Source organism: Acinetobacter sp. ANC 4648, from assembly GCF_002135345.1.
In the GTDB taxonomy this organism is placed as follows: domain Bacteria; phylum Pseudomonadota; class Gammaproteobacteria; order Pseudomonadales; family Moraxellaceae; genus Acinetobacter.
In genome coordinates this window covers 129,685-148,351 of sequence record NZ_NEGI01000004.1, presented here as the reverse complement: position 1 = coordinate 148,351, position 18,667 = coordinate 129,685, and the positions used below count along the sequence as shown (strand labels likewise).

The 18,667-nt window shown below is 36.8% G+C and carries 17 protein-coding genes; 8 read left to right on the top strand and 9 right to left on the bottom strand.

Going from position 1 to position 18,667, the window contains the following annotated elements; genetic code table 11:
• Positions 1 to 101: 101 nt before the first annotated feature.
• Positions 102 to 662, bottom strand: coding sequence for a TetR/AcrR family transcriptional regulator (locus tag B9T27_RS08425; protein WP_086206398.1), 561 nt, complete (start codon positions 660 to 662; stop codon positions 102 to 104).
• A 93-nt stretch (positions 663 to 755) separates the two neighbouring features.
• Here B9T27_RS08425 and B9T27_RS08420 point away from each other — a divergent pair, with 93 nt between their 5' ends.
• The 3 genes from B9T27_RS08420 to B9T27_RS14885 are packed head-to-tail and all read left to right on the top strand — an operon-like array spanning position 756 to position 2,388.
• A complete protein-coding gene (locus B9T27_RS08420) occupies positions 756 to 1,526 on the top strand; it encodes an SDR family oxidoreductase (RefSeq protein ID WP_228146178.1) in 771 nt (256 codons plus the stop codon).
• A 50-nt stretch (positions 1,527 to 1,576) separates the two neighbouring features.
• The gene (locus B9T27_RS08415; protein WP_086206397.1) at positions 1,577 to 2,167 is read left to right on the top strand and encodes a 2-hydroxychromene-2-carboxylate isomerase; all 591 of its coding nucleotides are present in this window, start codon (positions 1,577 to 1,579) and stop codon (positions 2,165 to 2,167) included.
• 47 nt (positions 2,168 to 2,214) lie between these two features.
• Positions 2,215 to 2,388: a hypothetical protein gene (locus B9T27_RS14885; RefSeq protein ID WP_171263368.1), complete on the top strand. Its 174-nt coding sequence runs from the start codon at positions 2,215 to 2,217 to the stop codon at positions 2,386 to 2,388.
• Between the two features lie 132 nt (positions 2,389 to 2,520).
• Here the strand turns inward: B9T27_RS14885 and B9T27_RS08410 are convergent, their stop codons facing one another.
• Positions 2,521 to 3,744 (bottom strand): MFS transporter, encoded by a 1,224-nt coding sequence (locus B9T27_RS08410; protein WP_086206396.1) that lies wholly within the window; start codon positions 3,742 to 3,744, stop codon positions 2,521 to 2,523.
• Between the two features lie 113 nt (positions 3,745 to 3,857).
• Between B9T27_RS08410 and B9T27_RS08405 the strand changes: the two genes are divergently transcribed.
• Positions 3,858 to 4,637 carry an AraC family transcriptional regulator gene (locus B9T27_RS08405; RefSeq protein ID WP_086206395.1) on the top strand — a complete coding sequence of 260 codons (780 nt, stop codon included), beginning with the start codon at positions 3,858 to 3,860 and terminating at the stop codon, positions 4,635 to 4,637.
• A gap of 94 nt (positions 4,638 to 4,731) precedes the next feature.
• On the opposite strand, the gene B9T27_RS08400 is transcribed toward B9T27_RS08405, so the two are convergent.
• Positions 4,732 to 6,243, bottom strand: coding sequence for an aldehyde dehydrogenase family protein (locus tag B9T27_RS08400; protein ID WP_086206394.1), 1,512 nt, complete (start codon positions 6,241 to 6,243; stop codon positions 4,732 to 4,734).
• Between the two features lie 314 nt (positions 6,244 to 6,557).
• On the opposite strand from B9T27_RS08400, the gene B9T27_RS08395 reads away from it, so the two are divergent.
• The gene (locus tag B9T27_RS08395) at positions 6,558 to 7,739 is read left to right on the top strand and encodes a transcriptional regulator (RefSeq protein ID WP_086206393.1); all 1,182 of its coding nucleotides are present in this window, start codon (positions 6,558 to 6,560) and stop codon (positions 7,737 to 7,739) included.
• Positions 7,740 to 7,762: 23 nt separating this feature from the next.
• Here the strand turns inward: B9T27_RS08395 and B9T27_RS08390 are convergent, their stop codons facing one another.
• From B9T27_RS08390 to mdh, 4 genes are all read right to left on the bottom strand, one after another.
• Positions 7,763 to 8,725: an alpha/beta hydrolase gene (locus B9T27_RS08390; protein ID WP_086206392.1), complete on the bottom strand. Its 963-nt coding sequence runs from the start codon at positions 8,723 to 8,725 to the stop codon at positions 7,763 to 7,765.
• A gap of 110 nt (positions 8,726 to 8,835) precedes the next feature.
• Positions 8,836 to 9,669, bottom strand: a complete 834-nt coding sequence (locus B9T27_RS08385) for an SDR family NAD(P)-dependent oxidoreductase (protein ID WP_086206391.1) — start codon at positions 9,667 to 9,669, stop codon at positions 8,836 to 8,838.
• A gap of 87 nt (positions 9,670 to 9,756) precedes the next feature.
• The gene (locus B9T27_RS08380) at positions 9,757 to 10,587 is read right to left on the bottom strand and encodes an SDR family oxidoreductase (protein ID WP_086206390.1); all 831 of its coding nucleotides are present in this window, start codon (positions 10,585 to 10,587) and stop codon (positions 9,757 to 9,759) included.
• Between the two features lie 178 nt (positions 10,588 to 10,765).
• A complete protein-coding gene (gene mdh / locus B9T27_RS08375) occupies positions 10,766 to 11,938 on the bottom strand; it encodes an iron-dependent methanol dehydrogenase (protein ID WP_086206389.1) in 1,173 nt (390 codons plus the stop codon).
• A 317-nt stretch (positions 11,939 to 12,255) separates the two neighbouring features.
• Between mdh and B9T27_RS08370 the strand changes: the two genes are divergently transcribed.
• From B9T27_RS08370 to B9T27_RS08360, 3 genes are all read left to right on the top strand, one after another.
• Positions 12,256 to 14,283, top strand: coding sequence for a hypothetical protein (locus B9T27_RS08370; RefSeq protein WP_086206388.1), 2,028 nt, complete (start codon positions 12,256 to 12,258; stop codon positions 14,281 to 14,283).
• Between the two features lie 68 nt (positions 14,284 to 14,351).
• Positions 14,352 to 16,067 (top strand): AAA family ATPase, encoded by a 1,716-nt coding sequence (locus B9T27_RS08365; RefSeq protein ID WP_086206387.1) that lies wholly within the window; start codon positions 14,352 to 14,354, stop codon positions 16,065 to 16,067.
• 81 nt (positions 16,068 to 16,148) lie between these two features.
• Positions 16,149 to 16,517, top strand: coding sequence for a 5-carboxymethyl-2-hydroxymuconate Delta-isomerase (locus B9T27_RS08360; protein WP_086206386.1), 369 nt, complete (start codon positions 16,149 to 16,151; stop codon positions 16,515 to 16,517).
• Positions 16,518 to 16,567: 50 nt separating this feature from the next.
• On the opposite strand, the gene thiM is transcribed toward B9T27_RS08360, so the two are convergent.
• Positions 16,568 to 17,431, bottom strand: a complete 864-nt coding sequence (gene thiM / locus B9T27_RS08355) for a hydroxyethylthiazole kinase (protein ID WP_086206385.1) — start codon at positions 17,429 to 17,431, stop codon at positions 16,568 to 16,570.
• A gap of 9 nt (positions 17,432 to 17,440) precedes the next feature.
• The gene (locus B9T27_RS08350; protein ID WP_086206384.1) at positions 17,441 to 18,595 is read right to left on the bottom strand and encodes a hypothetical protein; all 1,155 of its coding nucleotides are present in this window, start codon (positions 18,593 to 18,595) and stop codon (positions 17,441 to 17,443) included.
• Between the last annotated feature and the right edge of the window lie 72 nt (positions 18,596 to 18,667).

Here is an 18,667-nt window from a genome sequence, read left to right as displayed (position 1 = left end):
TTAGATCAGCATGAATGTATCTTAAAATTGCTGAGGAATAAAAGAAAAAAGGTACTTTTGAAACAATTTGTCGTTTTAAATAGTAGTTTTCAACATTTTAATTAGCAACTTAGCATCGCTTTAATACTTTTTTTAATCGATTCTAGAATCATTATTTTTACAGTATCATCGGCCATACTTCGTGCCATTAAAATAGCACCGACTAATTGACACATCACGCCCCAAGCTCTTTCTTCACTCCCTAAATGCTGTACAAAAATTTGATGGCCTTTCATGAATTCAGTTTGATAGGCTCTTTGGGTATCCAAATCTGAACGAGCAATTTCTGTCGCCAATGATGGAAGTACACAACCATGCTCAGCAAGATTTACATGAGAGATAGAAAGGTAGCGATTTAATTCAAAATCAATCCATTCTTCTGGTTTTGTATGGGGGTTGTTGTGCCACATGCTAATACTTTGATTTAGTTCGGCTGCAATGAGTGATTTAAACAAATCATGTTTTGAAGAAAAATGTGAATAGAAAGCACCACTGGTAACATCTGCGGCTTTCATAAAAGTATCAATGCCTGTGGTATTAAAACCCTCTTTTTTTGCAATTTTCCCACTAATATGGAGTAATTGCTTACGTTTTTCTTCTTTATATCCTAATTTATAGCGCATGATTTAATCACAAAAATGCTATTTGACTGGTTAAAAATTATAACATAGTATTCATTATGATAACGATGGTTATGTAATAAAAGGACACATAACATGAGCGATGATTTAAATCAGTTACAAGATATGAGTTTGCAAAAAAATCAGAATAAAGTCGCTTTAATCATTGGTGCAGGAGATGCGACTGGTGGTGCTATTGCGAAGCGTTTTGCTCAAGGTGGATATATCACCTGTATGACGCGGCGTAATGTTGATAAACTAAAAACTTTGGTGAACGAAATTGAACAGCAAGGAGGTAAGGCCTATGCTTTTGGTTCTGATGCACGAAAAGAAGAACAAGTCATTCAGTTAATTGAAGAGATTGAATCAAATATTGGTGAAATTGATGTTATGGTTTTCAATATTGGAGCCAACGTACCTTGTAGTATTTTAGAAGAAACGGCTCGAAAATATTTTAAAATTTGGGAAATGGCCTGCTTTGGTGCATTTTTAGTCGGTCGTGAAGTAGCCAAAAGAATGGTCCCGCGTCAAAGAGGCACTATAATTTTTACTGGCGCAACGGCTGGATTACGTGGAAGTGCATATTTTGCAGCATTTGCAGGAGCAAAACATGCCTTGCGTGCTTTAGCGCAGAGTATGGCACGAGAATTAGGACCACAAAATATTCATGTGGCACATGTTGTGGTTGATGGTGCTATTGATACTGAATTCATTGAAACCACTTTTCCTGAAATTTATGCCAAAAAATCTCAAGATGGAATTTTAAATCCAGAGCATATTGCAGAAAACTATTGGCATCTTGCACAGCAACCACGGGATGCATGGACGCATGAGCTAGATTTAAGACCATGGATGGAAAAATGGTAAAAGCTTACTTATTAAAATTAATGAACTTTTATGAATTATAGGGAGATAAAATGAAACAAGTGGAATTTTATTTTGATTTAGGCAGTCCATACAGCTATTTAGGTTTTTATCAGATACAAAAACTTGCAGTGGAAAAAAATGCTGACATTATATGGAAGCCGATGCTCTTGGGTGGAGTATTTAAAGCAACGGGAAATAGTAGCCCATTGATGGTGCCTGCTAAAGCTAAATACTCCATGTTAGATTTAAAGCGTTGGTCTAAATATTGGGATATTCCAGTGAAGATGAATCCTCATTTTCCCATTAATACTTTAATGTTGATGCGTTTGGTTACAGCCGTTCAATTGTATCAACCAGAACGATTTATTGAAGTGACTACAGGCTTGTTTAATGCAATGTTCTGTGTCCCACGAAATTTGAATGATCAGCAAGAATTTATTCAATTAACGAGTGAGTTGGGCTTGGAAAGTGAGCAAGTTCAATCGTGGTTAAATGATGAAAAAGTTAAAGCTCAACTTAAAGTGGTTACAGAAGAAGCGGTTGAATGTGGTGTATTTGGTGCACCAACGTGGTTTGTAAATGATGAAATGTTTTGGGGCATCGACCATTTACATTTTGTAGAGCTGGCCTTGAGTCATTAACCTATTTTATTAAAGCTTAGACCAATATTCCCGTGCAGATGCTTAATATGAGTAAAGATCCATTTGTACCAAGTCATTTGTGTGAAGGTATGACAGAGTGGGCAACCAATATTACTTTTAATACTCTAGCAGTAGAATATCGGGGAATTTTAAGTCATCGCAAACAGGTTACCGAAGCGATTGAAAATTTTATAGTTAAAGCTGAATTTCATTATTCATAAAGTTTTTATAATTTGTGAGAGAAATAATGTTTTGATTTTTATTTGCGGTAGAACTTAACAATGCCTAATCATGGATAATTAGGCATTGTTTAAATATGAATAAATTTATTTAAATAATGATACGCTTTAAAATTATTGATGTTTGAGGCGAGTATTGGGCAAAAATATTGTTGCAATTCCAAGTAGAGGCAAAAAAGAACATAGAGTAAACACCCATTCTATACCATTTTTATCTGCTAAATAGCCTAATGCTGCTGCTGCAATACCACTAATACCAAACATCAAGCCAAACATTAGTCCTGCAATCATTCCTACGCGTCCAGGAACAGCTTCTTGTGCATATACTACCATCGCAGAAAAAGCAGAAGACATAACTAAACCTGAAATCATGGTAAAAATTAAAGTCCAATACAAATTCATATAGGGTAAAAGTAAGGCAAATGGAGCCATACCCAAGAAAGAGATCCAAATTACGGCTTTTCGTCCTATGCGGTCACCAATAGGGCCACCAGCAAATGTACCTAAAGCGACAGCGGCCAGAAAGGCAAATAAATAGAGTTGAGCATCCTGTAAATTTAAATGAAATTTTTCTAATAAGTAGAACGTATAATAATTACTCAAACTTGCAATGTAAGTGAACTTAGCAAACATTAAGATAGAAATAATCATTAAAGCACGAACCAAAGTGTTGCCATGTAACTTGAAGCTTGATAGCTGAGTGTTGTGACTTACTTGAGTTAAAGCATGTTTTACAGTCCATTTACTCACTTTATATAAAACAAAAATTGCGAACAAGGCAATGAGGGTAAACCAAGCTGCTGCCGCCTGACCATTAGGTACAATAATGGCCGCTGCCAATAGCGGTCCGATTGCAGATCCCGTGTTCCCTCCAACCTGAAATGCAGACTGAGCTGTACCGAAACGTCCGCCTGATGCCATTCTGGCGACACGTGATGCTTCTGGATGGAATGTTGAAGACCCAATACCAATAAGCGATGCGGCAATAAGCAGCATATGAAAACTATTTGCAAAAGCCAATAAGCCAATTCCTAAAAGGGTAACAACCATTCCTAAAGGTAAAAGATACGGTTTGGGATGCTTATCTGTGTATAGTCCGATCCATGGCTGTAATAAAGATGCAGTTATTTGATATACCAATGAAATTAAGCCAATTTGTGTGAAATTTAATGCAAAATTAGATTTTAGCATGGGATAAATTGCTGGAAGTGCAGCTTGAATTAAATCATTAAGTAGATGTGCTAAGGCGACTGCACCAAGAATAGAACCCACCATTTTAGGAGCGCTATTTGATGGGGTTATGGCTGTATTTTGATTGACTTGAATTGGTGATTCCATGAAGAAGCTCATTTCCTTTGGAGAAGCAATTTTTGTTATTATAATTTGTCGTATTAACATCTATATTCCAAAATACATTGTATAAGTGACAAAAAATATGAGACGTGTAAATAATGAATGAAAGCGGTGAATCCAGTCCAAAACTTGTGATTTCTATGGGCTCACAGCATAGCCATGGCAGTATTATTGCTCCCCATAATCATTCACGTGCTCAATTGCTTTATGCATCTGAAGGTAGTATTCGTGTTCACACTACTGATCATATTTGGATTATTCCTCCGTATTGCGCATTATGGATACCTGCATTTTTACAACATAGTGTTATTTCCTTCGGACAAGTAAGACTCAGTACTGCCTTAGTTGAAGAAAAAGCAGCCCTACAGTTAGGGAGCAAATGCTTTTTAGTCAGAATGACCAACTTACTGAGGGAATTAGTACTTAGACTAAACCAAATTGATTTAATAGAAAAAAATGAAAATCCTTATGATGATGACTTAGAAAAAGCATTACAACTGCTCATTTTTAATGAAATTCAACAAGCATCGACTTTCCCCATTGAAATACCATGGCCACGGGATAAACGTCTCATTTTGATTTGTCAGATGTTATTAGATCATCCAGATGACGTAAAAGATTTGAATACATGGGCAGATAGAGTTGGTACAAGCTCAAGAACATTGATTAGATTATTTCAAAGAGATACGGGCTTATCTTATCGTGCATGGATACAGCATATGCATATTGTGTTGGCACTGAGTTATTTAGCACAGGGCGAATCTATTTCACGTACAGCAAATTTATTGGGTTATACCAATTCCAGTGCATTTAGTGCGATGTTTAAGCGGCATTTAGGAAATACACCGCAGAATTATAGAAATAATAATGCTGAATGATGTTTAGTATTATTTTAATTATTCGTTACTGCCTATGAATATTAAAAAGCGAACTAAAGTTCGCTTTTTAATATTCAAATCTACAATCAAAAAATTAGAAAAAGCCCATTGCTTTCGTTGAATAGCTCACCAATAAATTTTTGGTTTGTTGATAATGATCTAACATCATTTTGTGGTTTTCACGACCAATACCAGACTTTTTATAACCACCAAATGCAGCATGTGCAGGGTAAATATGGTAGCAGTTAGTCCATACACGCCCAGCCTGAATTGCACGTCCAGCACGGTAAGCGGTATGTGTAGAACGCGACCACACGCCTGCACCTAAGCCATAAATAGTGTCATTAGCAATTTTAATTGCTTCGTCATAATCTTTGAATGTCGCAACAGAAAGTACAGGGCCAAAAATTTCTTCTTGGAAAATTTTCATGCTGTTATTGCCCTTAAAAATGGTCGGCTCAATATAGAAGCCTTGACCCACTTCATGACGGTCACCACCACCTGTAAGTACTTGAGCACCTTCAGCACGACCTGTTGCAATACAACCTAAAATTTTCTCTTGCTGTTCTTGAGATGCTTGAGCACCAATCATGGTCTCAGTATCTAAAGGATGTCCCGTCTTAATACGTTTTACACGCTCAACAGCCATTTCTAAGAATTTATCGGCAATACTTTCTTGGACTAATGCACGAGATGGACATGTACAAATTTCACCTTGGTTTAAAGCAAACATTGCAAAACCTTCAAGTGCTTTGTCTAAGAACTCATCATCTTTATCCATAATATCTTCAAAGAAGATGTTTGGAGATTTACCACCGAGTTCTAAGGTCACAGGAATAATATTTTCAGTTGCATATTGCATAATCTGCTGACCAACCGCAGTTGAACCTGTAAATGCAATTTTGGCAATACGTGGATTGGTTGCTAATGGGCGACCGACTTCAACGCCGTAACCATTCACGATATTCAATACACCAGCAGGCAATAGGTCTTGAATGAGTTCAACGAGGACCAGAATACTTACAGGGGTTTGTTCAGCTGGTTTTAAAACGATACAGTTACCGGCAGCCAATGCTGGTGCAAGTTTCCATGTTGCCATTAGAATTGGGAAGTTCCATGGGATAATTTGTCCCACAACACCTAATGGTTCATGAAAATGGTAAGCAATGGTATCTTCATCAATCTCAGAAATACCACCTTCTTGTGCACGGATACAGCCAGCAAAGTAGCGGAAATGATCAATGGCTAAAGGAATATCCGCAGCTAATGTTTCACGTACAGGTTTACCATTGTCCCAAGTTTCAGCAACAGCCAACAGCTCTAAATTCGCTTCTAAACGATCTGCAATTTTCAACAGCATGTTGGAGCGTGTAGTAGGAGAGGATTTATTCCATTGTTCTTTGGCTTTATGCGCAGCATCAAGTGCAAGCTCAATATCTTCTGCCGAAGAACGTGGAATTTTTGTAAATACTTTGCCATCGACAGGAGAGATATTTTCAAAGTATTCTCCTTTAACTGGCGCGACCCATTGGCCACCAATAAAGTTTTCATATTGCGCTTTAAATTGAATTTTTGAACCGGGTTGGTTTGGATCTACATAACGCATAAGAATTTCCCTTTACTTATTTTTTATCAAACGTGATTGTGAATGCTGCGGGTATAACTAGAATCAGCTATGTTTTACATCATGCCTTGAGCATATGAACTCAAAGGTTGGAGAAAGGTTGGAGGAAAATTAGATTAACTTGTAGTTAGAATATAAGTTTTGGATGTATTTTTTATCTATTGTAAATTTGTCACAATTTTAAAGAGACGTATCGCTTTAGTATAAGTTACATTAATCTTGGACTGGATAAGATATAAGCAAAAATAAGCTGTAGATCAATTGGCGCTATAGAAAATGACCAAGGAATGTTGATTATGTTGAACACACAAGCGTTATTACAGAAGCGTCATCAAATTGAAATTTTAAGACAAAATAGTAGTTTATCTTTACAGCATGCGGATCAACTTGGACAAAGTATTGTAAGTTCGTGGCAACGTTCAAATTCAGCAGAGATTCCCAAAAATCGGGAAGCCGCACCGTTAATTAATCAAAAACACATGAAGAAAAGTGCCTTAGAAGTTGCGATTGAGTATTGTGGGGATGACTTAAAGCATATTGCTGAACAATCTTCGATGGTTGCTGCGGTCGGTGATATTGGGAGTACGATTATTTGGTCAGCGGCTAGTGGGCAAATGCGTAATGCAGCTGAACGAGTCCATTTTATTGAAGGAGGACAATGGCGTGAAGACTTGGTTGGAACCAATGCTCTAGCGCTTTCCCTTAAAACTCAACAATCAAGCTGTGTATTTTCTAATGAACATTATATGTCTTCCATTCATGATTGGGTTTGTTATGCAGCGCCAATTATTGACCCTTATTCCAAACAAGTTTTGGGGGTTATTGATTTATCGACTACGTGGAATAATCATAATAGTTTAGGTTTGTTGGCAGCTGAACGTTGTGCATCCATTATTCAATCTGCACTGCTTGAATATCAACAACAACACCTATTTATCCGTGCCTTTGCTGTTCCGCAAGTTTTGTTTAATGGCAAAATTGTGGTACTGACTCCACGACAAATTGAAATTTTGACGATTCTTGCTTTATGCCCACAGGGGATGAATCTTGAAAATCTACATCAAGCTTTGTATGGTGAGCGCAAAGTTAGCCTAGGCACCTTAAAAGCAGAAATGTCACAGTTGAGAGATATTTTAGGTGGGATGCTTGGATCACGACCTTATCGCTTACTGGCGCATGTAGAGGCTGATTTTTTACAAGCAGAAAATGCTTTGGATGCTGGATATACTGGATCGGCGTTAAAGCTGTATAGAGGCGTGTTTTTATCTAAAACAGAAAGTCCATTTTTATGCGCATGGCGGGATTGTTTAGAATCACGATTGAGTGAAGCTATTTTTAAAGCACATGATACCGATGTTCTGCTAAAACACTTAGCACATTTTCCAGAAGCGATCGATGCTGTTGAACGTTTGATTGAGCTCACGCCAATTGGGCATCCATCCCATCAAATGCTCATGAAATATAAAGACGAACATTGATGAGATATTATAAAAGTCTGTTGTTAAATATTTTTCTGTTCTAACCATTCAAATAGTTGGCGATAAACTTCTTGGCGTACTGTTGGTGCAGAAAGCACTAGATCATGTAATCCATTTTTAATTGTAATTACACTGACATCACCTTGTAATTTGTTTGTATATTTTTTAATGTCTTTAATATTTAGAATGACATCACTAGTTTGAGCATCGTTATTCCATTTTTTGGGATAGGTGGTCTGATGAGAATGCATGACCAATGTAGGTACGGAAACTGAAGCACCTTGATGAATTTCTTTTTGTGCTTCAAAAATGGCATGAACAAAACTTAAATAGACCCATGTATAGGTATTTTGTTTCCAATCTAAATTAAAGTTCCATTCACCATGGAAATCCTTATGTAAACTAGGGACATAGAATTTATTGAGTTCACTTGGAAACTTGATATTTGGGCAGTGTTTGCCTAAAGCACTTAACCGAGGTAAAGCCAGCTTTTTCTTCCATAAAGGCATATTAAAGTCATAAAAAGGACTGTTTGCCCAAAGTGCTTTAATTAGTGGGTGCTCAGGATGATGTGCCACATACAATGTTGTGATTAAGCCACCTGTAGAATGACCAGCGAGCAATACAGAATCATGCTCTTCATTGCCAATAATTTCTAAAGCTTTGTTAATTTCAGCATCATATTCACTAATTTTTCGTACATTATAAAATTTTTGATGTGGTAGATGTGAGCGTCCATATTTACGTAAATCTAGTGCATAAAAATCATAGCCATGCTGATTAAATTGTTCAGCCATTTCGGTTTGAAAGAAATAATCAATAAATCCATGAATGTATAAAACGGCTTTATGGGTTTTCTGCACTGCTTTTTTTCGGATTAAAGTTGCAGTCACTTTACCTTCATAATCATCTGGAAAATTCAACGTCATTTGCTCATAGCCTGTGCCTAAGACATCAGGTTGATATATAGGGGAGGATACGGTCATTATTATACTCATATGTTTTTATTGGCGTGTTTGATCTTTAATGATCAACACATTTTTGTCAATATATTGATCATTAATGAAGATTTTTTAAACTTTAGGTATCTGCTCTATTACAAATATTGTTTGACCAAATCATAGGATAAATCATAGAGTTTTTGTGCTAACTGCATGTCTTTAGCCTTGGGAGAGGTCATGGCAGGGGTTTGGACACTGGCATATTGGCCATTTTTATTGGCCCAAGACGCATCTAAAGCCATTTGCTTAATTAATTTGGCTGGCTTGGCGGGTGGAATGAGGACGAGTGATACAAACATATATTGAAATTTAGGTAACTGACGATAAAGATCAGAATCAACCACACCAGGATGCAGAGCATTACTGGTTACATTCGTTCCTTCAAGTTGTTGTGCCAGTAAATTACTAAATAACAGATTTTGTAATTTACTACTGCCATAGCTGAGGAAGGTATGATAATTACTATTATTTTCTGCTTTGAATTTATTCGGTTGTATACTGCCGACCCAGTGTGCTATAGATGATAAGTGAATAATACGGCCTTGTGCCGACTTTTTAAGTAAAGGCAAAAGTTTTAAAGTCCATAGAAAATGACCTAAGTAATTCACGCCAAAATGCTTTTCAAAACCATCTTCAGTCGAATCTAAATGAGTTGAAATTAACCCAGCATTATTAATGATCACATCCAAATGCTCATATTTTTTCAGTACGTCTTCAGCTGCATGATTCACTTGCTTGAGACTATTTAAATCTAGCTGAATTAAATCAATTTTTCCTGTACCGAGTAACTCTAATTGCAATTTAGCTTGTTCTGCTTTTTCAAAATTACGACATGCCAAAATAACGTGATGACCTTCTTTGATGAGATCTTCAGCTGTTTGTAGTCCGATGCCTGCATTGGCACCCGTAATCAGTATTGTCTTAGCCATGCTTAAGTTCTCTTTTTTATCTGGATTTGTGGGTGAATAATACGTAATTCAAGCATAGGGAGGATTTAATATCTTTCCTATTGAATATTATAAATAAGCTTGAATTAAATGCATGGACTGATCATAGAGTTGTTGAGCGAGTTGCATATCTTTGGCTTTACGGGACTTAAAAGCAGGCGTCTGTAAGCTGACATAATCACCATTACGTTTGTTCCATGATGGATCAAATGCGATTTTTTTAATGAGAGCAGCAGGTTTTGATGTGGGGATGAGAAACAGTTTGATCAAATTATATTGATATTTAGGTAATTTGCGATAGATCTCAGAATCGACGCCACCGGGATGGAGTGCATTGCTGGTGGCATTGGTTCCTTTTAGCTGTTGGGCTAAAATATTACTAAATAATAAGTTGGCTAATTTACTGTTGGCATAGCTGAGAACACCATTATATTTTGCGACTTGATCTGCTTTAAAATGCTGAGGTTGAATACTCCTCATTAGATGCATCATCGAAGCAAGGTGAATTACACGACCTTGCTCGGCATTCTTGATTAAGGGAAGTAGTTTCATGGTCCATAAGAATGGTCCAAGATAATTCACTCCAAATTGTTTTTCATAACCATCTACAGTTGATTCTAGTTCAGGAGTCATCATGCCTGCATTATTAATCAAAACATCTATTTTTTTATATTTTTGAATAAGTTGATTTGCGGCTTGATTGATGTGATCTAAGCTATTTAAATCAAGTTTGATGATTTCAACTTTACCCACACCAAAAGACTCCAGTTCCTGTTTAGCATCCTCAGCTTTCTCTGTATTTCGGCAGGCGATAATGACATGATGCCCATCTTTGATAAAATCTGTGGCGGTCGCTAAGCCAATTCCTGTATTAGCACCTGTAATTACCACTGTTTTCATTGTGACGTATTCCATACGATTTTTAATGATTGTATAGAGGATTGTAGAAATCGACAATTTAAATTGTCAAAATAGCAGTCATTATTTTGCATTCACGATGCATGGAATATAAAAAAGGAATATCACGTAACATGATATTCCAAAAGCACAACCTTAAAAATAGAGTTTTAAGCCGAAGTTACATTGCCGCTTTAAAGATTTCAATGACTTGCTCTTCATTGGCTTTGCGTGGGTTGGTCAGCATACAAGCATCATTTTGTGCATTTTTAGCCATAACTGCATGGTCTGCTTCTTTCACGCCAAGTACAGTTAAACCCGATGGAATGCCAATCGATTCTGACAGTTCACGAATGGCTGCAATTGCAGCAAAAGCAGCCTCTGTTACGGTTAAATCTTTAATGTTAACGCCCATAAGTTCAGCAATTTTTGCATAACGTTGTGGGCATGCAATTAAGTTAAACTCACAGACATGCGGTAATAGAATGGCATTACACACGCCATGTGGAAGATTATAGAAACCACCCAATTGATGTGCCATAGCATGCACGTAACCAAGAGAAGCATTATTAAATGCCATGCCAGCTAAATATTGTGCATAGGCCATTGCATCACGAGCTTCAATATTTTCACCATTTGCTACAGCTGAACGTAGCCATTGGCTGATCATAGTAATTGCTTTTTCAGCACATGCATCTGTAATAGGGTTGGCAGCTGTAGAAACATAAGCTTCAACGGCATGCGTAAGTGCGTCCATACCTGTCGCAGCCGTTAAAGCAGCAGGTTTGGCAATCATTAGTTTAGGATCATCAATGGCAACTAATGGGGTACAACGCCAATCGACAATAGCCATTTTAACGTGGGTATCTGTATTGGTAATAATACAGAAGCGAGTCATTTCTGAAGCTGTACCCGCAGTCGTATTAATTGCAATTAGAGGGGTCATTGGGACTAAGCTTTTATCAATACCTTCATAATCACGAATATTGCCACCACCAGCAGTCACAAGACCAATTCCTTTGGCACAGTCATGTGATGAACCACCACCGAGAGAAACGATGAAATCGCAACCGTTTTCATTGTAGGCATTTACACCATTAAATACATTGATGTCTGTTGGATTGGGCTCAGCACCTGCGAATACATGGCTATCGACACCCGCTTCTTTTAGATAATTGACAATAATGTCAGCCACACCAAATTTGAATAAGCCAGCATCGGTGACAATTAGTGCTTTTTTTGCACCTAAATTTTGTGCTTTGGCACCCACTTCTTTGGCACAGCCAGGTCCAAAAAGTGATACGCAAGGGATATAAAAACCGTTAGTTTGATCTGCAATATTTTTAAATGACATGGTGCGATTCCTTCTACCATCATTGTTATTTCAATTTTTCATTAGGTGCTCATCACCTTAAGACCGAGTATCGAACTAAGTTTGATTTTTAGACACCTACTTAAAACCTACCAAACTTTAGTGTTGGTTAAGATATTGATATTATTTTAAAAAATATTTTATTATTAGTTTTTTACAACCAAATAAGTACAGATTTATGTAGAAAAATCATTAAGATTTATTGAAAAGACTTATACTGCAAAGCACAGAATATATTTATTTAGCATACGCTCCTATTTTGTGTTGGGCGGATATTATTAGATGAGTTAGGCAAAATCATGGAGCAAATGGTTCAACTAAATGTATTAAATAATCATCAGCAGACTGCACGAAAGTTATTAGATATTTCTGCAAATTTAATGCAAATCTTTCAAGATCAATGGTTTTATCTTGCAGATGTGACTGCGCAAAATATGCTACGAATTGATACGGAACAGCATGTATTGTCCATTGCCAATGGCATGTGGAATATTCATTTCAGTAACACTGAACCCTTATTTCAGATTAAAAGTAAGTTTCCACATCAGTCTTTCGAAAAAATTGCTCAATTCATTTTACTCGAAATTCCTTTTTTCACTGGAAATTTTGTATTACAGCATCCAACTACGGTGAAAGCCAAAACACAAGTTTTAAGGCAGACCTTGATTGAGCAGATCTTTGTATGGGTGGATGGTGAAAGTCGAATTGAACAATATCTGTATACTATTTCAGAAAAAGAGGCGATAGAAATTGATCGATTGCTTATTGCGGAAAATTATTATACTCAACCTTATTTAACCGCATTTGCTCAGCAGGGTAAACAGGTTCCACTGCAAGTGGAGTTGAATATCAAGCACTTATGCTTAATTAATTCAGTTCAAGGAGAAAGCTTTGTTCGAATTAATGAGTTATTACCAATCTATGATCAGTTATGTTTCTCGGCTTCAGCGTTGTTACCTAAGGCTTTGTTTAGAATTGTTGAAACTCAATTTTTAGCGAGTTTTCGCCTGATTGATATGATTGAGCGGCAACAAGATATGCAATTATTAATGCAGCATGCTATTGAACAACCAAATGTGCTTGGATTTACCAACTTAATGCTTCGTGGTTATTGGCAGCATAATGATTTATTTTCTAAACAAAATTTCTTAAATCAAAAATGTCCGTACTGGGATGAAAGCCAGCTCAATTTTTTACCTATATTTGCCTATCAACGTACCGTAAATTGGTTATTTAAACAAGACTGTTTAGTGATTGATTGGATTAGTCGCAATATAGGGAAGCCGAGTGTACCAATGGCTATTACGGCCCTGAGTTTCGTGGATACCAGTAAAATTCATCCACAAGTGATTTTACTGACGCTGAAATATTTTCGTGATATTTCAGCGCGTTTGTTTGTGTATGAATGTCATGCGTATGCAAAAACACATTTTTGGTTTAATCATCCTCGTAATCAAAAATATAGTTTAGACAGTGAAATTTCTCAGCTGATGCATACACAACGAATTTCAAATTCTGTACTTTATTTGGAAGAATGGTTGGATTTGTTACAGCTGGTTTCTGAAGATAATGTCTATATTGCCAAACAGGTGTTTCAAAAGCAGAGTCGGGTCATGCAAGCTTATATGCAATTTTTACAAAAAATTGTAGACGGTTTAAATGTAGATTTAATTGCTTTTATTGATCCTAAAACCCATGAATATCGTGGTTTTTTCAGTACCTTGCAAAAACAGCAATTAAGTGCTTCGGATTTCAGACAGGCATTTCATCATCCTGCACTTAATTTTTCACGCCGTATTAGTGTATTTGATTCTTATGTGGCCGACTATTTGGTCGATTTTTTTCTACATGATAAAGAAGTTAAGAAATCGGTCACTTGGTCGGGACTTTTTCAGCAAGCTGTGCATTGGCATCAACAATTACAGCATGAAACAACCTTAAATAAGTTGCGTTTAAGAATTCGAGCCAATGAATGGGTGCGATTATCGCCTGAACAGTATATGTATTATGGTGATTGGCAGTTTGAAGAGTTGCATCAATTAGACCGAATTATTCATGAATCTGCCGATTTTAACCATTGTCTTGCAGTAGCATATAGTCAACGGATGTCCGATGGGGAATATGTGGCCTTTCATATGACCTCACAACAAGATCCAAGTTTGCATTTAACCTTAGGTTGTCTTTATGAATATGATCAACTGAGTCTAGAACAGTTAAAATTTCCGAATAATCGTGATGCAGATATACACAGTTTAAATATCGCACGGCTATTTGTTGCAGAATTTAACCTGATATTGCGACAACGTAGTATAGAAGCACAACGATAATACAGGGAAAACTTAACTTTTGCTGAAAAAGCCGTTAGGCTATAGCCGTCCAAAGAGGTTAGGTTGTTATGAAACAAGAAACTGCACTGAAATTAATGAAATCGGGTGAAAATGTCTTTTTGACCGGATCGGCAGGTGCGGGGAAAACCTATACGCTCAATCAATATATTAATTATTTAAAAGCCCGTAAAGTTCCCGTTGCGATTACTGCATCGACTGGAATTGCAGCGACACATATGAATGGAATGACTATCCATACGTGGGCGGGTATTGGAATAAAAGACTTTTTGTCTGATGATGACTTAAAGCGTATGAAAGAACGTAAATACTTAAAAGAACATTTAGAAAGTGCACAAGTATTGATTATTGATGAAATTTCAATGTTACATGCGAAACAGTTGAATTTGGTTAATCAAGTTTTAAAATATTTTAAAGAATCCGATGACGCATTTGGCGGAATTCAAGTGATTGTTGCTGGCGACTTTTTTCAGTTACCACCAGTTGGACGTAATGATGAAAAAAATCGAGATAAATTTTGTTTTATGTCGAATACTTGGGTCGAAGCCAAATTTCGAGTGTGTTATTTAACGGAACAACATCGTCAGGATGATTCTGCACTGAATGATATTTTGAATGCAATTCGCGCTCAGGATATTTTACCCCAGCATAAAAAAGAATTAGAAAAAACCCGCCATCAAGCTGTGGGTGAGACCTTTACCCGTTTATATACCCATAATATGGATGTCGATAGTATTAATTATCAGCATTTGAATGCGATTGAGGGCGATGGCCATCAATTTGTAGCAGTGTGTGATGGCAATGACAAATTAATTGATACCCTAAAGTCATCAGTCCGTGCACCCGATGAGCTGACCTTAAAAAAACATGCCAAGGTCATGTTTGTAAAAAATAACTTTGATATGGGCTATATCAATGGCAGTTTGGGTGAGGTGATTGGTTTCGAGGAAGATGATGAACATGGTATTTTGCCGAAAGTAAAAATGACTGATGGCACTGTTCTTGTGGTAGAACCAGAAACGTGGTCAGTGGACAATGATGCGGGTAAAACCATTGCCAGTTTGCAACAAGTCCCGCTACGTTTAGCTTGGGCGATTACCATTCATAAATCACAAGGTATGACCTTGGAAGCTGCTGAAATTAATTTATCAAATACCTTCGAAAAAGGACAAGGCTATGTGGCACTGTCACGCTTAAAATCTATTAATGGTCTCAAACTTTTAGGCTTTAATGATCAAGCGTTGGAATTAGATAGTTTAGCGATTAAAGCCGATCGCCGTTTTCAAGAATTATCTACTGAAGCAGAAGTCAATTATTTAGATGTTGATCTGACGGTGCAACATAATGCCTTTATTCGGCATTGTGGTGGAACGTTAAACGCTGTTGAAATTGAAAGAAATGAAAAGAAAATTGCCAAAAATTCAGGTAAGGCAAATTATGGTTCTGCAACACTGGATGAAACGCGTGAACTGTTTGAATCAGGTTATGAAATACAAGATATTGCGGTTGAACGTGGTTTAACCCCAGCGACGATTATTAACCATTTGGCCAGATTACACCGTGAACAAGGTTTAGATATTTCGGTGGCAAGTCCTGGTGAGGAAGTAGTTGAAGAAGTACGGAAAATTTATAAAAAACTAATTAAACGTAAAAGTCCTGATCATTTTGGTGATGATGGGGCAATTAAGTTACGCCCGATTGTGGAAGCGACTAGCCCTCGTATGGGCTATGATCAGGTGCGATTGGCCTTATTATTTGTTGAATAGTGATCGGTAGGGTTCATGATTGAGCTCGACCAATAAATTAATTGTATCGTGCAGATTAAATAAGTAAAAAGGATGGATGCTATGCCACAAATGATTATTGATTATTCAGACAATATTCAGAATTTAGATACTGAAAAATTGATGTTGGGCTTAAACCATGCGTTGTTTGATACTGGCTTAATTGATCATGCCAATGCCATAAAAACTCGTATTCGTGCTCATTCTGAATTTGTGATTGGCTTTGGGGATAATCAGCAAGCCTATATCCATGTGCATATCTGTATATTAACTGGTCGTAATCCACAAGAGAAACAATTGATTGCAGGTCAATTGAGTGCTTTTCTACAATCCTTTAATGCTTATTTGGCAGATGGTTTAGAAGTGCAACTCTGTGTTGAATTAACCGAAATGCCAAAAGTGGATTATCGTAAGATAGTTGTGAAGTTTTAAGTAATTATCGCTTAGATAGAATCAGGACTAATTTAATTAGTCCTTTCTATTTATTTTAAAATTTGAATATCTGCATATTTATTTATTTTCTCAGCAGTTATTTCATAAATTTCATCTAAAAATGCCACATTAAAACTTCCAACACTTTGTGTTTTGCTAAAAGCTAATTTTCCTGCAATCGCAAAATGCACATGCGCAGCAATAGCGGCAATTGTAGGTGTTGAAACTGCGCTATAGGCGGCAATTAAAGCACCTAAGGCGCAACCGGTTGCGGTGACTTTAGGTTGTAAATAACTGCCACCATTGATTTGAATGACTATATTTAATTCTTTAGATAAAATAAAATCTGATTCACCCGAAATAGCAATACATTCAGCGTGTTGTAATAAGCTTTTGGCTTGAATATAAACCTCAGTACTCTTTAACGTACTGTCTACCCCTTTTGATATGACTTGGCTACCTGCCAATGTACTGATTTCAGAGGCATTACCACGAATAACCGTCGGCTTTAGTTTTACTAACTGATCGACCATTTCACTGCGCCATTCTAAAAAGGGTCCATAACCGACAGGGTCTAGAACCCAAGGCGTACCTTTTTTTACGACCGTTTCTGCTGAAATTTGCATGGCTTGCATTTGTTCAGTCGTTGGCGTACCTAAATTAATACTTAATGCTGCTGCGATGCTGGCAAAACTCATCGCTTCAAATGGATTGTCAATCATGGCAGGAGAAGCGCCTGCTGCAAGCAGTACATTGGCAGCATAATTGCTGGCGACACTATTGGTAATACACTGTACTAAAGGTTGCTGAAGGCGTAATTGAGCCCATGCTTCAATTGCTTTTTGCAGTAGAACATCCGCTTGAATCATTAAAGAATCTTGATGTGTAGGTAATAAATTTTCAGGTTGATTCATGTTGAGTCCTTACTGAGTAAAGTAATGATCTTGGTGCTTACAATTGCGACAAGAGAGTGTTACATAATTGGCTGTATCATACTCCACGTCAAGTTCGTTAGAACCACAGTACATACAGCGTTTTTGCGAGTAAAAATTTAAGCGGGGTTCAATTTTTTTCCAAGATTTCCACACGGGTTGAAAAAAGATACTTTCATCGTAGCCGAGAAATTTATAAAACAAGATTTCACTCATTTTACTAAAAGGAATATTTTGTGGACGTGGTAGGGTTGTTGTTTCCCACTTCTCAGCTAAAGCACGTTCTCGGTATTGTTGTAGTGTTTTCTTTAATAGATTGGTATTAATGAAATTTTCATTTCGTGTTTGGAGTGCTTTTTTTTGATAAAGGTATTCGAGAGCAGTTTGAATTAAATAATAAATTTGCCCAACGGCTAGAGAGTCGAGTAGGCGGAAACAGAAAATTTGGAATGCCTTATTGCCTGAAATCTGAATGCCCCACGTTCTACAATAATGTTGCATAAACTGCACAATTTCTTGATATAGAACGATATATAAAGTGTTTTTAACTTCTTCAGCTGTTTTGAAGGGAATTCCTTGTGTCAGGTTTTCATAAAACCAATGTCGTAATTGCGTGGTAATACTAAATAGACTTGGTTCAGAATAACCATCTAAACGAACATTTATATAATACTGGTGTGCAGTATCACTGAAGTCTTTTGCAACCAATATATTGTCTTTAATGAGTTGGTTTAACAGGTTGTTTTGAAAAAAATAATTGGGCGTAATTGGATAATACTTAATGGTTTCCCAATTAATAAATTCATTATGAGTGTAGCCGTCTTGAACTTGATTATCCAAAATACTCAATAAAAATAACTTATGTAAAAAACTGAGCTGATTCAAACCTAATTCATAGACATCTTTTTTTTGAAATTTCCGTTGTTCTTGTAAACGAGTTTCTTTCATCAATTTTTTACGTTTATTTTGGCAAGTGTCGCAGTGGCAATTACGTTGTTGATCGAGAAATACTTGATGGTGGCAATGGCTACATTGGTGAAAGTTCACATCTTTATCAAATTCTTCAGCTTCTACAAAATACATACTGGCTTGGCACAGGGGGCAATAGGTACTGTCATCGAGCTGCTTACGTAGAATTTGAAGCATAGAAGTTAAATCTTAGAATCAAGGAATAGGTAATTATACACTGAACTCAATATTGAAGCTGTGAACTTTGAG

Excerpts from the sequence above, each read along its gene's own strand:
- B9T27_RS08425 (WP_086206398.1), bottom strand. The coding sequence starts at position 662 with ATGCGCTATAAATTAGGATATAAAGAAGAAAAACGTAAGCAATTACTC.
- B9T27_RS08420 (WP_228146178.1), top strand. The coding sequence starts at position 756 with ATGAGCGATGATTTAAATCAGTTACAAGATATGAGTTTGCAAAAAAAT.
- B9T27_RS08415 (WP_086206397.1), top strand. The coding sequence starts at position 1,577 with ATGAAACAAGTGGAATTTTATTTTGATTTAGGCAGTCCATACAGCTAT.
- B9T27_RS14885 (WP_171263368.1), top strand. The coding sequence starts at position 2,215 with ATGAGTAAAGATCCATTTGTACCAAGTCATTTGTGTGAAGGTATGACA.
- B9T27_RS08410 (WP_086206396.1), bottom strand. The coding sequence starts at position 3,744 with ATGGAATCACCAATTCAAGTCAATCAAAATACAGCCATAACCCCATCA.
- B9T27_RS08405 (WP_086206395.1), top strand. The coding sequence starts at position 3,858 with ATGAATGAAAGCGGTGAATCCAGTCCAAAACTTGTGATTTCTATGGGC.
- B9T27_RS08400 (WP_086206394.1), bottom strand. The coding sequence starts at position 6,243 with ATGCGTTATGTAGATCCAAACCAACCCGGTTCAAAAATTCAATTTAAA.
- B9T27_RS08395 (WP_086206393.1), top strand. The coding sequence starts at position 6,558 with ATGTTGAACACACAAGCGTTATTACAGAAGCGTCATCAAATTGAAATT.
- B9T27_RS08390 (WP_086206392.1), bottom strand. The coding sequence starts at position 8,725 with ATGACCGTATCCTCCCCTATATATCAACCTGATGTCTTAGGCACAGGC.
- B9T27_RS08385 (WP_086206391.1), bottom strand. The coding sequence starts at position 9,669 with ATGGCTAAGACAATACTGATTACGGGTGCCAATGCAGGCATCGGACTA.
- B9T27_RS08380 (WP_086206390.1), bottom strand. The coding sequence starts at position 10,587 with ATGAAAACAGTGGTAATTACAGGTGCTAATACAGGAATTGGCTTAGCG.
- mdh (WP_086206389.1), bottom strand. The coding sequence starts at position 11,938 with ATGTCATTTAAAAATATTGCAGATCAAACTAACGGTTTTTATATCCCT.
- B9T27_RS08370 (WP_086206388.1), top strand. The coding sequence starts at position 12,256 with ATGGAGCAAATGGTTCAACTAAATGTATTAAATAATCATCAGCAGACT.
- B9T27_RS08365 (WP_086206387.1), top strand. The coding sequence starts at position 14,352 with ATGAAACAAGAAACTGCACTGAAATTAATGAAATCGGGTGAAAATGTC.
- B9T27_RS08360 (WP_086206386.1), top strand. The coding sequence starts at position 16,149 with ATGCCACAAATGATTATTGATTATTCAGACAATATTCAGAATTTAGAT.
- thiM (WP_086206385.1), bottom strand. The coding sequence starts at position 17,431 with ATGAATCAACCTGAAAATTTATTACCTACACATCAAGATTCTTTAATG.
- B9T27_RS08350 (WP_086206384.1), bottom strand. The coding sequence starts at position 18,595 with ATGCTTCAAATTCTACGTAAGCAGCTCGATGACAGTACCTATTGCCCC.